A 15,056-nucleotide genomic window follows, 5' to 3' on the forward strand; every position below is an offset into this window, starting at 1 on the left:
AGACATGAACGGCCGGTAGCGGGTTCAATACCCAGACGCTCAACCGTTGGACAAGGATCGCAATGACTCCCCGTACCGCCCTCGGCGCCCTGCACATTGGCGCACTCATGTTTGGCCTGACCGGTGTATTCGGCAAGCTCGCCGCCGCCTCGCCAGCGGTCATTGTGTTCGGCCGCGCCGTATTCGCCGTGCTGGCCCTGGCGTTTTTTGCCCGCTTCGCCAGCAGCGCCCGCTGGCACAAGCTCCACGCACAGGACCTTCGACGCCTGCTGCTGGGCGGCCTATTGCTCGCCGGGCACTGGGTGAGCTTCTTCATATCGGTCAAAGTCGCCGGTGTGGCAATCGCCACGTTGGGCTTTACCAGCTTCCCGGCCTTCACGGTGCTGCTCGAAGGGTTGATTTTCCGCGAGCGGATCCGTGCCAATGAAATCCTGTTGGTGGCAATGGTAAGCATCGGCCTGGTGCTGGTCACACCGCACTTCGACCTGGCCAGCGGCGCCACCACCGGCCTGCTGTGGGCCGTGCTTTCGGGGTTGCTGTTCTCGCTGCTTTCGCTGGTCAACCGCGCCGGTTCCACACGGGTGCCGCCGGTACAGGCCGCTTTGTGCCAGAACCTGGTGGTCGGCTTTTGCCTGTTGCCAATGGCAGCGCCGCAACTGATTGACGTGCGCCCTGTCGACTGGCTGTGGATCGCCCTGCTGGGGGTGTTCTGCACCGGCCTGGCCCATAGCCTGTTTGTCGCCAGCCTGGCGGTGATCAAGGCCCGCACGGCGGCGGTGGTGTTTGCCATGGAACCGGTCTACGGCATCACCATCGCCTGGTTGCTATTCGATGAAAACCCGACGTTGCGCATGCTGCTGGGTGGCGCGCTGATCATCGTCGCGATCGTGATGTCGAGCCAACTCAGTGGCGGCACAAAGAAACCGGGTGTAAGCGCCCAAGCCGCGTCTCACTGAACCCGGTCGTTGTGGCCCAGGTCCCGCTCCGGGTCGATCCGGTCGCGGACCCGCTGCTTGAGAACCTTGGCCTCGGGAAAACCACCATCGGCCTTGCGTTCCCAGATCTGCGTGCCGTCGCAACTGATATGAAACACCCCACCGGTGCCCGGAACCAACGACACCTTGCCCAAGTCGTCGCTAAACGTGCTGAGCAGTTCCTGAGCCAGCCAGGCGGCGCGCAGCAGCCACTGACATTGGGTGCAATAGGTGATGACGACTTCCGGCTTGTGCTCGGTCATTGCGGGTGAACTCCTGGGGGCAAAGGCATCGCTATAATACCTGCCTTTGATTGCCCGCCCCGAGATTGACGATGCGCCGCCTGCTGCCTTGCCTGCTTCTGCTACTGCTGCCCCTGCTCGTTCATGCCAACGAGCCCGCCGTCGAGGCGCCGCGTCCGAAAATCGGCCTGGTACTGTCCGGCGGCGCCGCCCGGGGCCTGGCCCACATCGGGGTGCTCAAGGCCCTGGAAGAACAAGGCATCCAGATCGACGCCATCGCGGGCACCAGCATGGGCGCAGTGATCGGTGGGCTGTATGCCTCGGGTTACAAAATCGACGAGCTGGAAAAACTCGCCCTGGGCATCGACTGGCAACAGGCCCTGTCCGACGCTCCGCCGCGCAAGGACGTACCGTTCCGGCGCAAGCAGGACGATCGGGACTTTCTGGTGAAACAGAAACTCAGCTTTCGTGATGACGGCAGCCTCGGCCTGCCCTTGGGCGTTATCCAGGGGCAGAACCTGGCCCTGCTGCTTGAAAGCCTGCTGGCCCACGCCAGCGACACCCGGGACTTCGACAAACTGCCAATCCCTTTCCGCGCCGTGGCGACCGACATCGCCAGTGGCGAGAAGGTGGTGTTTCGCAAGGGCCACCTGCCCAAGGTCATCCGCGCCAGCATGTCGATCCCGGCGGTATTCGCGCCGGTGGAACTGGACGGCCGGTTGCTGGTGGATGGCGGCATGACCGACAACATCCCGCTGGATGTGGCCCGGGAAATGGGCGTGGACAGGGCCATCGTGGTGGACATCGGCACCCCGCTGAGCACCCGCAAGCAATTGGTCACCGTGATCGACGTCCTGAACCAGTCGACCACCCTGATGACCCGGCGCAACTCAGAAGAACAATTGGCAACGCTCAGAGAAGACGATGTGCTGATCCAGCCGGCGCTGGCGAGCTTCGGCGCCACAGACTTCGGCCGCGCCCAGGAAATGATCGACGCCGGTTACCGTGCCACCCAAATACTCGAGGCCCGCCTGGCGCACCTGCGCCCCACGGAGCCGGCCGACCCCGAGCTCATGGCGGCGCGTACCCCAAGCGAGCGCACGCCGGTCATCACCGCCATTCGTGTGGAGAATGACTCCAAAGTCGGTGACGACGTGATTCGCTATTACGTTCGCCAGCAAGTCGGCGAGCCGCTGGACCTGGGTCGTTTGCAGACCGATATGGGCACGTTGTACGGGCTGGATTACTTCGAGCAGGTGCAGTACCGCGTAGTGCACAAGGCCCCGGACCATACGCTGGTCATCAGTGCCCGGGGCAAACGCACCGGCACCGATTACCTGCGGCTGGGGTTGAGCCTGTCGGACGACATGCGCGGCGACAGCGCTTTCAACCTTGGCGCCAGCTATCGGGTCAATGGCATCAATCGCCTCGGCGCCGAGTGGCTGACCCGGGCACAGATTGGCGACAAGCAGGAGCTGTACAGCGAGTTCTACCAGCCGCTGGATGTCGGCTCGCGCTACTTCATCGCACCTTACGGACAATTCGAATCCCGCAACGTCGAGTCCATCCTGGACAACGACCCGGTGGCCCAGTACCGCGTCGAACGTTATGGCTTTGGCCTGAACCTGGGCCGGCAGATTGGCAACAGCGGCGAAATCCGTTTCGGTGTCGGCCAAGCCTGGGGCGAGGCAGATGTACGCATTGGCGATCACGACCAGCCCAGCGAAAGTTTCAATGAAGGCTTCTACGACCTGAAGTATTCATTCGACTCCTTCGACAATGTGTACTTCCCCCATGAAGGCGAAGACATCGGCCTGACCTGGCGCCAGTATGAGCCGGGATTGGGTTCCGACCAGCGTTACCGCCAATGGGAACTCAATCTGGACAAGGCGCTGAGCCACGGCCCGGACACCTTCATCCTCGGCGGGCGTTACGGGCGTACCCTGGACACCGCTGAAGTGGTGACCTCAAGCTTTGTACTCGGTGGTGCGCGGCAACTGTCGGGCTTTCGCGAAGACGGCATCTCCGGGCAGAACATGAGCCTGATGCGCGCCGTGTATTACCGAAGGCTCACACCGCGAGCCTACCTGCCGCTGGATTTCCCGCTGTACATCGGCGGCTCCCTGGAACGCGGCCGGGCGTGGAACAACGACAATGAGTTCGACAGCGGCTACATCAATGCCGCCAGTATTTTCCTGGGGTTTGATACGCCGTTGGGGCCACTGAATTTCAGCTATGGGTTTAACGATGATGACGAGCAGGCGGTGTATCTGAATCTGGGGCAGACGTTTTGATGGCCCTGTATCCGCAGCAGCCCCCACATTGGTTTCGTGTCGTTCGCGGGCTTGGCGTTCACCGCAAATCCCCTGTGGGAGCGAGCCTGCTCGCGAAGGGGCCTGCAGGCTCACTAATAAAGGACTTCAGCGAATCCCCGCCAGGAGCACGCGCGCGGTCTGCCTGAGAGGTTCGTTGCCCTCTTCGAGCAACTCTTCCAGCAGTTCGACGGCGGTTTTCAGATCGCCATCGTCAATGCAGTTCTGCGCCTGCTCCAGCTTGTCGGAGTGTTCCGGTACCTGAGGCTCTTGGCGGACAGGTTCGAGGGCCATCGGCTCCAGTTCCAGCGACTGTTCTTCATCAGCAAACCCATCGAGAAATGCATCGTCCAGCGATTCGGTTTCCGACGGCGCGCTCCACTGCAGGTCGGGCTCGTCGAAACTCGAAAGCGACAAGTCCCCAAAGCCTTCGGGCGCAACAGGTGTTCTTTCAGTGGTGCTGTGCTGCGGCTCGGCAAGGTCCCAACTGGTTTCCATGGACAGCGCATCCAGATCGAGTTCGAACTCGTCACTGGACGCAGGAGCAACGTCAGTCAGCGGCGGCTGAGGTTCTGTGACCATGGGCGCGGCCACCGCGGCGACCTTCGGATAACGCCCGCGGATTTCTTCGAGTGTGCTGACGTCAATGCCCTGCGCCAACAAATGATGCTCCTGGGCCTGGAAACCGATGGTATCGCCCTGCTTGCCCAGCACTTCCAGCAACTTGAGGCCCAGGTCGGTGCGCGCGGGCTCTGTCAGCAGCGCGGCGCGCAGTAATCCCGCCGCTTCGGTGAAACGACCGTAGGTCAGGTAAATCCCGACCCCTTCCAGCACGTCCCCCAAAGGTGCATCACCGTTGCTGAACGACGTGGCGGCCTCAGGCTGTTCCGTGTCGGCGGTCGAAGCGTAGGTTTGGGTGTCGTCTTCAAGCATCGGTTCAGGACGCTCGGGCAGGGGCTCCATTTCCGCCTGTTCTTGCTGCCGTCGACGAAGAAACAGCAATAACCCGAGCAACCCCAACAGCCCCACCAGCGCCGTTATCCACAACCAGTTAATGCCCTCCTCTGGTTCCGGGACCGGTTCTGTGACGGGTTGTGCTTGATCTGGCGGCGCGGGGGTTGCGGCAGGCACAGACTCCGGCTGCGCAGATTCAGCAGGGGCTGGCGCGACCTCGGCCAGTTGTGTCTGCAACTCTCTGATCTGCTTGCGCTGACTCGCGATTTCTTCGTCTTGGGATTGGAGCAGCGCCTGCAGTTGCTCGATGGTTTTTTGTTGCTGCTCGTTTTGCAGCACGCTGGCGGCCAGTTGCTCGTCGGACACGGCGGAGGCCGGGACGGCAGCCGTTTCTGCCGCTGATGGCAGCACCGCAGAATCGGGCAGCAATAAACGCTGGCCCACGGAAAGCCGGTCACTGCCGGGGTTCAGGGCCTGGATGCCCTGCATCAGCTCATTGACCGAAGCATTGCTGCCGGCGTCATGCAGTCGTTTGGCGATGGACCAGGGGTTGTCTCCCTGCACGACGGTATAGCGCTTGCCTTGAGTAGCCGCAGGCGGCTTGATCGCAGGCGTTGCCTGGGCCGCGGCGGCTGGCTCGTCCCGCGCCGGTACGATACCCGGCGTGCCCGGTGGGTCGATCAGCACGGTGTATTCGCGCAGCAGACGCCCGTTGGGTTGATTGAGCTGCACCAGGAAATTGAGGAAGGGTTCCTCCACCGGTTTGCTGGAGGTCACCCGAATGTAGCCGCGCTCGCCGCGCAGCACTGGCGTGAAGCGCAAGCTATTGAGATAGAACACCCGCTCCACGCCGGCACGGCTGAAATCGTCCGCGCTCGCCAGGCTGGCCGACAAATCGCTTTCACTTACCCCGGTCACATCGACCAGAGCGATATCGGCACGCAACGGCTGATTCAGCGCGGAATGGAGGGTGATCTCCCCAAGCCCCAGCGCCGATGCCAACGCCGAATACCCCATGGCTGCCACGACTACCAACACGTTGAGCCAACTGCGCAACGTGCACTGCAAACTTACAAGCATGGGCATCCCTTTTGATTACCAGACTGAGCGCCTAAGTACTGGTTATAGTTCGCGAACCGCCGAATCTCAAAAGTCTGATGCCTGGGATATGCCTCAGGATTTTTCCAGATTGGCCAGAATCGTGCCATGGACCCGCATGCACACGCGCATGTCGGCTTCATCGACCCCCTCGAACAACTCGCGGCGCAGTTGCGTGGCAATGGTTTCGATCTGTTCGATCAGCGGCAGCGCCGGTGCACAAAGCACGATTTTCTTGGCACGACGATCCTCGGCCACGGCCTGACGCTGCACCAGGCCCTGAGCTTCCAGGCTGTCGAGCAACCGGGCCAGGGTCGGGCCTTCGACAGCGACACTCTGGGCCAGTTCGCGCTGGGTCGGCGCCTGTTCGAAACGGGCCAGGTGCAACAGCACCAGCCAGCGGGCCTGAGACAGACCCAACCCGGCCAGGCGACGATCCAGCTCGGCGCGCCAGCCTCGAGACATCTGTGCCAACTGCATGCCAAAACGGTGTTGATCGGTTAACGGCATAAAAAAACTCATCAGATCTGAAATAGAGAAAAACTAATTATTAGTCAGCTAAGCATGAGCTTCGGATTCAGGCAAGGTTTACCCTGTAGTGAATCGTTAAAGGAAGGTAACTCACTGATCAGACTTCAAATTCCGACTGCAACGCAGCCCTGACACAATACAGGACACCTTCCGGAACCCGACCGACAAACAGTGCTGCAACTTCCGACACCGCTGGCAACTCGCCTTCGCCGTCCAGAAACGCATCCTGCACCTCGCCCATCAATTCCTCGGGTAAATCCAACGCCTGCTCCAAAGACAACTGCTGCTTGCCGATGGCCTCGGCCAGCATCGTATAAACGTTCTTTTCCGAGCATTGCAGTTGTCCGGCAATCTGCAACGGGGTCATGCCGGCGCGGGCCAGGGTGATCAATTCGTGACGAACATCGGCCACCGCTTTCGGCGCCTCGACCTCGCCGCCCAGCACTTGGAGGAAGGCTTCGCCGTAACGCTCCAGCTTGCGCGCGCCCACGCCACTGACCCGGGCCATTTCCGCCAGGGACGTGGGTTGGCTGCGGAGCATCTCCAGCAGCGTCGAGTCGGGGAAGATGACATACGGCGGCACGCCATGCTCTTCGGCCAGCTTGCGACGCAAGGCGCGCAAGGCTTCCCACTGGTCCCGCTCTTCGCCGCGCACCAGTTGGCTGGCCTGGCTCTTGCTGTTCTTGATCGCCGTTGCCGGCTTGAGATCACGGCGCAGTTCGAGGGAGACCTCGCCTTTGAGCAACGGCCGACAACTCGCACTCAGGCGCAGGCCGCCGTAGCCTTCCAGGTCGATATCGGCCAACCCGCGGGCCACGAGCTGGCGGAACAATGAACGCCACTCACTTTCCGTGCGTGCCTTGCCTACACCGAACACCGAAAGATGCTGGTGGCCAAAGCTGCGCACCTTTTCGTTGTCCTTGCCCAGCAGCACGTCCACCAGATGCCCCACGCCATAGCGCTGCCCGGTGCGATAAATCGCCGACAACGCCTGGCGGGCCGGTTCGGTGGCGTCCCAGGTTTCCACGCCGTCGACGCAGTTGTCGCAATGTCCGCAAGGCTGGGGCATGTCTTCGTCGAAATAGGCCAGCAAGGTCTGGCGCCGGCAGCGGGTCTCTTCGCACAGCGAAAGCATGGCGTCGAGCTTGTGCTGTTCAAGACGCTTGTGGCGCTCGTCGCCCTCGGAGTTCTGCAGCATCTGCTTGAGCATCACCACGTCTTGCAGGCCGTAGGCCATCCACGCGTCGGCCGGCAAGCCATCACGGCCGGCGCGCCCGGTTTCCTGGTAATACGCCTCGAGGGATTTGGGCAGGTCCAGGTGCGCGACGAAACGCACGTTGGGCTTGTCGATGCCCATGCCAAACGCCACGGTGGCCACCATGATCAGGCCTTCCTCATTGAGGAAGCGTTTCTGATGATAGGCCCGCAAGTCATTGGGCAGGCCGGCGTGATACGGCAACGCCGGAAAACCTTGTTCGCAGAGAAACGCCGCCACTTCATCGACCTTTTTGCGCGACAGGCAATAAACGATGCCGGCATCGCTGCGCCGCTCGGCAATAAACGCCAGCAACTGCTTGCGCGGCTGCTCCTTGGGCACGATGCGATAGAAAATGTTGGGGCGGTCGAAGCTGGAAAGGAAGCGCTCGGCGTTCTGCAAATGCAGGCGATCGACGATTTCTTCGCGGGTACGTTTGTCGGCGGTGGCGGTCAGGGCGATGCGTGGCACGTCGGGAAACAGTTCGGCCAGTTGCCCCAGTTGCAGGTATTCACGACGGAAGTCGTGGCCCCATTGGGACACACAGTGGGCTTCGTCGATGGCAAACAGTGCGATTTCCAGGCTCTGCAGGAACGCCAGCATGCGCGGCTGCACCAGGCGTTCCGGGGCCAGGTAGAGCATTTTTATTTCACCGCGCTTGATTCGCGCCGCCAGGTCCCGTTGCTGCTCGGCACTGAGGGTCGAGTTCAGCGAAGCGGCTGCAACCCCCAGCTCTTCAAGGGTCGCGACCTGGTCGTCCATCAACGCAATCAGCGGCGAGACCACTACCGCCAGGCCGTTGCGCAACAGCGCCGGCACCTGGAAGCACAACGATTTGCCGCCGCCGGTGGGCATCAGCACCAGGGCATCGCCACCGCTGGCCACGCGCTCAATAATGGCACCCTGGCGGCCACGGAAACTGTCGTAGCCGAAGATGTCCTTGAGGACGCGTTGAGCCTGTTCGAGCATAAAAACTCCAAAAATCACCGAAACATCCCTGCAAGGCTGGTTCAGAATCAAAAACGCTGCACCGGCAAATCGTAAGTGCGCGTTTCGAAACGCCGGGACGCCGCAGGGCATCACAAAACGCGGCAGTATACCCGAGGGTTTCGTTGTGAAGGGTGATGCTGACAAGAGGTGTCGGGGGTCTTCCGGTTGCCATCAGTCCCTGTGGGAGCGAGCCTGCTCTCGATGACATCGGCCCATTCAACATCAATGCAAGCTGCTCCACCGCTATCGCGAGCAGGCTCGCTCCCACATTTGATCTGTGGGCGAGCGCAAATTTGTGTCCACCCCGGGCATTGGAGAGGCAAATACACCACGCGGCTGGCCTGGGCGCTCAAGAAGGCCTAGAATTCCCGCATTGTTTATTCCCCAAGGTAGCCTGTAATGTCCTTCGCTGAGCAACTGACCCGCCTGCAAGTCTTCCTCGACGCCGATGAGCTGCACGAAGAGGCGCTGGATTACGTGGCCGCTCACGGCTACCTGACCGCCCTGTCCATCTGCTCCGAACAGGTGCCGGAGCGTGAGTGGATCGACGCGCTGTTCGCCGAAGAGCCGCATTACGCCGACGATGCCGAGCGTGAGGTCATCGAAACCACGCTGGTGTTGCTCAAGGCCCACATCGCCCGTCAGTTGGCTTCCGACGAAGAATTCGAATTGCCATGCGAGCTGGACCTGGGCGATGACCCGGACGATTCGGAACTGCGTGGCTGGTGCATCGGTTTCATGGAAGGCGTGTTCCTGCGCGAAGCCGCCTGGTTCGAAACCGCCGAGGAAGAAGTCAGCGAAATGCTGCTGCCGATCATGGTCGGTTCCGGTCTGTTCGACGAGCAACCGGAGTTTTCCGACATCGCCGCCGACGCGAACCTGATGGACGACATGATCGTGCAGATCCCTGAAGCCCTCACCGCCCTGTACCTGCTGTGCAACGCCCCGGACGAGAAACCGGCGATCCTCAAGCCGCGCCACCACTGAGCCACCGGGTGCCCGCGCCCATCGGCAACCGCTCGCTGATCCTGCGCTACGCCCTGCTGGCCATTGGCTGGTTGAGCGTGGTGCTGGGGGTCATCGGGATCTTCATTCCCGTATTGCCCACTACCCCTTTCCTGCTACTGGCCGCGGCCTGCTTCGCCCGCAGCTCGCCACGCTTCTATCGCTGGCTGGTGGGCCATCCGCGGCTCGGGCCCTGGATCGCTGACTACCTCAGCGGCAACGGCATCCCGCTCAAGGGCAAGGTCTACGCCATCGGGCTGATGTGGGTGAGCATCCTGTTGTCCTGCTATCTGGTGCCACTGCCGTGGGCGCGGGTGTTCATGCTCACCAGTGCGGTGCTGGTGACGGTTTATATCCTCAAGCAAAAAACCCTGCATAAGCCCTGAAGCCGGCGCGAAGCTACGTTGACCCACGCCAGTCGCCACAACGGGCGCGCCGAGGGCAATTGCGCGGTCAGGTCTCTTATTACGCCCCCGGCATCACGCGGTACCTCGCTCAAGCTTCAATCTCACAGCCAAGATAAAGAAGCAGTTGAAGGAATAATCCACTAAACCGGTGAGACTCCCAGCGTGCCTCACCCTCAAACCACCGATTCTTGCGCCATTGCCTACAACTGCGCCAGAATCCGCCGGCTTGTGCGCCTTGGGGTCGGGCTTTATCGTTTCCTGGTCGCTGATGAATCAGCGATCGGGTTTAGCAGCTCGAACCATCAAGGCACGCCAGTGTCGCCATTGATCAGTCGATCATCTTCGGCTGGTCAGCATTATGGCGGCTATGCGTGGGGCACTTCGGTGCGCCGGGTTCCTTGATGCCTGGTCTGCTAACCCGCGTACAGCCGCCACCTTCTTCGTTTAGCAGCGATGGATGACGGCTCCACTCATCAAGGAGTTTCATCATGTTCAAAGTAACCCCCAACCCACCAGACACCGCCCCGTCATCCCCCTGCGACACCCTCGATTCAAAAGCATTCGATCAAGCCGCCGAACGCGCCCTCGACTTTTACCTGAAACCCAAACCGACCCAACCCGAAACTGATCCGCCTCCAGGCCAACTCTTCACTGTCGTCAACGGCGTCGACACCGAATGCCTGCTCGCCAACCTGCGCGAAACCCTGGCTTCGGCCGATGCCATGATCAGTGACCTGGCCTTCGAGTTGGACGGCTCGCGACGGCATGTGGCGCTGGGTATTCAGCAATTGATCGAACTGGGCGGATTGCTGGCAAACCGCGCGCTGGATAACGTCGAGCCGCGCTAGTCGACACACCTTCTCCCTCACCACAAAAGCATGCATGCCGTTCACGCAAAAGTGTGCATCCCCTCAAAAACACAAAACCCGCCATGTCCTATTTGAACATGACGGGTTTTGTCGTTTCAGTTCACCTCACACGGTGTCCACCTTCAACGAATGATCATTCAACATTCCGTTGATGATGGTCGCTGTATCCGCGCCGGCGATCATGCCGTCCACGCCCGGTGTGACGCCGTAGTAGCTGGCGAGGTTGACGCCGGCCAGGTCGATGGTCTGGTTCGGTGCGGCGCCGGCCGTGGAGCTGACGTCGATGCTGGTCATGACCGACGCACCACTGCCGGTGACGCTGAAGTGCAGGTAGTCGTCCAGGGACGCGCTGCTGCCGTTCTCCCCCAGCAACAGTTGCGACAGGTCGAGTTTGTCGAGGCCAGGGGTGAAGTCCGTGACCAGGTCATGGCCGCTGTTGCCCACCTGCCATTGGAAGGTATCAGCGCCGCTGCCTCCGGTCAGGGTGTTGTTGCCCAGGCCTCCGATCAACACGTCATCGCCACCACCGCCATTGAGCACGTCGTCGCCCAGGCCGCCGTTGATGCGGTTGCTGGCACTATCGCCGGTGAGGGTGTCGTTGAAGTTCGAGCCGACCAGGTTTTCGATGCCCGCCAGGGTGTCGATGCCGGCGCCCACGGTGTTTTGGGCGGCTAACAGACCCAGGTTCACCGTAACCCCGGCACTGGCGTGGGCGTAGCTGGCGGTGTCGTTGCCGGTGCCACCGTCGAGCAGGTCGTTGCCGGCGCCGCTGTAGAGCAAGTCGTTGCCCGCCTCGCCGTGCAAGGCGTTGTTGCCCGAACCGGCGCTGAGTATGTCGTTGCCGTCGCCCGCGTTGAGGATGTTGTCCCCCTCGCCGGCGATCAGCACGTCGTCCCCTGTCGTGCCCGTCAGGGTGTGGCCTGCCTGATAGCTGATGCCGACCGCTGCGCTGTCGCTGCCACCGTGATTGTCGCTGGCGGTGTAGCTGCCGTGGTAATCCGGCGTGCTGTCCTGGGCGCCGGCGTAGTTGACGGTCAAGGTCAGTTGGTAGTTTTCCGCGCCGTTGGGGTTGCCACCACTGCCATTGGCGATGTTGGTGACGTGGATCTGGTAGTTGCCATCCGCCGCCGCGGTGAACGAGGCACCGTCGGTGATCGCGATGAAAGGCCCGCCGTTGAGGGAGTACTCCAGGGCGATCCGTCCGGCCGCCAGGTTGTGGTCCAGGGTGAGGGTTTCCCCCTGCTTGAGGCTGATGTTGAGCCGGTCTTCATCGTTGGTGTTGTGGTTGGACACCATCCCCAGTGCGCCGCTGACCACCAGCACCGCGGTCATGGTCGCGGCATTGGCGACAAAAGCGCCGCGGTTGAGGTTGATCGACTGCACGTTGTTACCGGTGAAGCTGACCGTGCCGGTACTGCCGGTGAAGTCTGCGCCCCTGGCAACCCAGCCGGTGTTGAAGCCGGTGGGCGACGCCGTGAGCGGGTCGCCGTTGGCGTCGCTGTCGTTGCCCAGCAGCATTTCTCCCGGGATCACGATGTTGCCCGACAGGACGTTGGTGATGATGTTGTCGTCGACTGCCACGGGCGGGCTGTTGGGGAGAACCTTGATCACCAGGCTGGAACTGGCCAGGTCGCCGTCGTGGTCGCTGACAGTGAAGCCGATGGTCTCGGTGATCAATGTGCTGGTGGCGGTCTGGGAGGTGTAGCTGTACTCGCCGGTGTCGAGATTCACCACCAGCGTGCCGTCGTGGTCGGTGGCGATACTCAGCGTGTTGTTGGCCGTGTTGAAGGTGCCATGGTTGGCCCCGCCGCTGGCGGTCAGCGCACCCTGTCCGGCGTTGGCGGCCGGATCGTAGCTGTAGGTGGTGCCATCGACCACCAGGCTTTTGACAAACCCGCCGTCGGCGCCGAACGAGCCGCCCTCGCCCAGCAGGCTGCCAGTGACCGGCACACCCTGCACGGTGCCGGAGAGCACCGAGTTGAGCTGGTTCAGGTCGGTGACCAGCACCGCGTCGGTGTTGGTGTGGGTACTGCCGTCGTAGGCCAGCGGGTCAAGGTGAGTGTCACTGACCCCACCGCCCAGACCGATGGCGTAGTTCTTGATGCCGTTGGCGTCGAGGAATGCTTTCCACGCCGCTTCGTCCGCCGCATCGATCCCCTGGCCCGTCGTGGGCTTGCCGTCGGAGAAGAAATAGCCAATGTTCTGTGCGCCGGTCAGTTGCCCCGAGGTGACAAACGCGGTCTTGGCCGCCGCTACCGCCGCATCGTAGTTGGTCCCACCGCCCGCTGACAGGCCGGAGAGGAGCGACTTGGCGGTCGCCACGTCCACCCACACGGAAGTCTGGTCGGTGGCGCTGCTGCTGAAGGTCACGAGCTGGACTTTCACATCCCCCAGATCGTCGTATTTATCGAGCAAGGCACTGATGGCCTGTTTCGCCAGGTCCAGCCGCGAGAGCCCCGGTACACCCGAGGGGTCGGCCATGCTCCCGGACACATCGAGCACAATCAACAGGTTCGAGTCGATCTCCACCGCCGTCACCGAACGCTCGGACGCGACGGCCGTGGGCACGTCGTCGACGATGCTCACCACCAGGTTGCCGGTGACACTGTTGCCCAAGGCGTCCGTGGCTTGGTAGGTGAAGCTTTCGCTCAATACATTTGGGCCGTCGTTGGCGTTGGGCGCCGTCGTGGCGGGCGAAGTCAGCGTGTAGGTGTACGAGCCATCGGGGTTGAGCAACAACTGGCCGTAGGCGCCGGTGGCGTTGCCCACCAGACTGAACGTCAGCGCACCACTGGCACCGGTCACCGAACCGACCAGGCTACCGCTGGCGGTTTCGCTGGTGGCGCTCGGCTCGCTGCCGGTGACGGTGCCGGGAGCCAGGTCCTGGCCGTCCTGATTCAGGTCCAGGGCTTTTTCGTAGACGGTGATGTCCTGATCGGTTTCGGCGACGAGGCAGCTGTTGTAGACATCTATGGTGATGGTGGTGGTGCTTTCATCGCCGTCGGCATCGCGCACGGTGTAGGTGAATACGTCAGTGGCCCCCGGCGCGCCGACGGCGTCCGGGTTGCTGTGGTAGACCGCATTGCCATTGGCGTCGAGCGTGAGATAGCCGTAGGTGCCGTTGATCTGGGTGTTGAGACCACCTGTTGCAGGGTTTGAGGTGTCGTTGCCAGCACGTACGCCGATCACTGCGCCACCGTCGGCGCCGAGTACGTCGTTGTCCAGCACATTGCCGCTGACCGTGCCGCCCTCCACTACCGAAGCCAAATCGGCCTGGGCGTTGGGTACGTCGTCAACGATGTTGATAACGATGGTGCTGGTGACGGTATTGCCCAGCGAATCGGTGGCTTGATAGGTAAAGCTTTCACTCAGGACATTCGGACCATCGTTGGCCGAAGGTGCGGTGGTGGCTGGCGAGGTCAGGGTGTAGGTGTAGGAACCGTCGGGGTTGAGCAGCAGTTGGCCATAGGCACCGGTGGCGTTGCCTACCAGGGCGAAGGTGACGGCGCCGATTGCACCTGTGACCGAGCCGACCAGGCTACCGCTGGCGGTTTCAGTGGTAGCGTTCGGCGCGCTGCCGGTGACGGTACCGGGGGCCAGGTCCTGACCGTCCTGGTTCAGGTCCAAGGCTTTTTCGTAGACGGTGATGTCCTGATCAGTTTCGGCAACGAGGCAACTGTTGTAGACATCGATGGTGATGGTGGTGGTGCTTTCATCGCCGTCGGCATCGCGCACGGTGTAGGTGAATACGTCGGTGGCACCGGGTGCACTGACGGTGTTCGGGTTGCTGTGGTAAACGGCGTTGCCATTGGCGTCCAGCGTGAGATAGCCGTAGGTGCCGTTGATCTGGGTGTTGAGGCCGCCAACCGCCGAGGTTGAGGTGTCGCTGCCAGCACGCACACCGATCACCGCGCCGCTTGCGGCGGGTCCATCGGCACCGCCCACATCGTTGTTCAGGACGTTGCCGCTGACCGTCCCGCCTTCGTCCACCGAGGCGGAATCAGCATGGGCGGTGGGCAAATCATCAACGATATTCACATCCAGATTGCCGGTGGCCGTGGTGCCGTTGTCGTCGGTGACCACGACGGCAAATTGCTCGCTAAGGCTGTTGGCGCCGTTGGCGTTTGCGTGGGCTTCGTTGTCCAGCAAGGTGTAGCTGTAACTCACCACGCCGGTGGCGGCGTTGAAGCCGGTGATGGTCAGTGTGTTGCCCAAGGCCGTGGTGATGGATTGTGGGAAACCGGCCGCAACACCGCCCGTGACGACATTGATGCCGCCCACGCTCAGGGTCTGCACACCGTCCAGCGCGGTGATGGTGAAGGTGCCGCTTTGGGTCAGCGCTGGAGCGTCCGGGCTGGTGCCGTCGCTGAGGTTTTTCTCCTGAAGGTTCAGCTCACCGCCTTCGGTGTCCAGGCCTTC

10 protein-coding genes are annotated in these 15,056 nt (G+C 62.0%); 5 read left to right on the top strand and 5 right to left on the bottom strand.

Annotated features, from left to right (window positions below):
* Positions 1-62: 62 nt before the first annotated feature.
* Positions 63-956 carry a DMT family transporter gene (locus tag PSEUDOMOFG3G_RS18975; protein WP_076385870.1) on the top strand — a complete coding sequence of 298 codons (894 nt, stop codon included), beginning with the start codon at positions 63-65 and terminating at the stop codon, positions 954-956.
* Here the strand turns inward: PSEUDOMOFG3G_RS18975 and PSEUDOMOFG3G_RS18980 are convergent.
* The gene (locus tag PSEUDOMOFG3G_RS18980; RefSeq protein ID WP_047226205.1) at positions 950-1,237 is read right to left on the bottom strand and encodes a SelT/SelW/SelH family protein; all 288 of its coding nucleotides are present in this window, start codon (positions 1,235-1,237) and stop codon (positions 950-952) included. The genes PSEUDOMOFG3G_RS18975 and PSEUDOMOFG3G_RS18980 overlap by 7 nt on opposite strands.
* Positions 1,238-1,308: 71 nt before the next feature.
* Here PSEUDOMOFG3G_RS18980 and PSEUDOMOFG3G_RS18985 point away from each other — a divergent pair, with 71 nt between their 5' ends.
* Complete coding sequence (locus tag PSEUDOMOFG3G_RS18985; RefSeq protein ID WP_139050840.1) at positions 1,309-3,510, top strand: patatin-like phospholipase family protein; 2,202 nt, start codon at positions 1,309-1,311, stop codon at positions 3,508-3,510.
* A 126-nt stretch (positions 3,511-3,636) separates the two neighbouring features.
* On the opposite strand, the gene PSEUDOMOFG3G_RS18990 is transcribed toward PSEUDOMOFG3G_RS18985, so the two are convergent.
* The 3 genes from PSEUDOMOFG3G_RS18990 to recQ all read right to left on the bottom strand — a co-directional run bounded on the left by PSEUDOMOFG3G_RS18990 (position 3,637) and on the right by recQ (position 8,335).
* Complete coding sequence (locus tag PSEUDOMOFG3G_RS18990; protein ID WP_139050841.1) at positions 3,637-5,562, bottom strand: FimV/HubP family polar landmark protein; 1,926 nt, start codon at positions 5,560-5,562, stop codon at positions 3,637-3,639.
* A gap of 93 nt (positions 5,563-5,655) precedes the next feature.
* On the bottom strand, positions 5,656-6,090 hold the full coding sequence (locus PSEUDOMOFG3G_RS18995) for a MarR family transcriptional regulator (RefSeq protein ID WP_047226202.1): 435 nt from the start codon (positions 6,088-6,090) through the stop codon (positions 5,656-5,658).
* Between the two features lie 118 nt (positions 6,091-6,208).
* Positions 6,209-8,335 (bottom strand): DNA helicase RecQ, encoded by a 2,127-nt coding sequence (recQ, locus tag PSEUDOMOFG3G_RS19000; protein WP_139050842.1) that lies wholly within the window; start codon positions 8,333-8,335, stop codon positions 6,209-6,211.
* A gap of 420 nt (positions 8,336-8,755) precedes the next feature.
* Here recQ and PSEUDOMOFG3G_RS19005 point away from each other — a divergent pair, with 420 nt between their 5' ends.
* From PSEUDOMOFG3G_RS19005 to PSEUDOMOFG3G_RS19015, 3 genes are all read left to right on the top strand, one after another.
* The gene (locus PSEUDOMOFG3G_RS19005; RefSeq protein ID WP_047226200.1) at positions 8,756-9,343 is read left to right on the top strand and encodes a YecA family protein; all 588 of its coding nucleotides are present in this window, start codon (positions 8,756-8,758) and stop codon (positions 9,341-9,343) included.
* A gap of 8 nt (positions 9,344-9,351) precedes the next feature.
* On the top strand, positions 9,352-9,747 hold the full coding sequence (locus PSEUDOMOFG3G_RS19010; RefSeq protein WP_139050844.1) for a YbaN family protein: 396 nt from the start codon (positions 9,352-9,354) through the stop codon (positions 9,745-9,747).
* Positions 9,748-10,256: 509 nt separating this feature from the next.
* Positions 10,257-10,616 carry a DUF6124 family protein gene (locus PSEUDOMOFG3G_RS19015; protein ID WP_139050845.1) on the top strand — a complete coding sequence of 120 codons (360 nt, stop codon included), beginning with the start codon at positions 10,257-10,259 and terminating at the stop codon, positions 10,614-10,616.
* A 126-nt stretch (positions 10,617-10,742) separates the two neighbouring features.
* On the opposite strand, the gene PSEUDOMOFG3G_RS19020 is transcribed toward PSEUDOMOFG3G_RS19015, so the two are convergent.
* A partial coding sequence (locus PSEUDOMOFG3G_RS19020) for an S-layer family protein (protein WP_139050846.1) occupies positions 10,743-15,056 on the bottom strand: 4,314 nt, incomplete at its 5' end.

Origin of the sequence: Pseudomonas sp. FG-3G (assembly GCF_901007645.1) — a bacterium.
Classification (GTDB): Bacteria; Pseudomonadota; Gammaproteobacteria; order Pseudomonadales; family Pseudomonadaceae; genus Aquipseudomonas; species Aquipseudomonas rhizophila.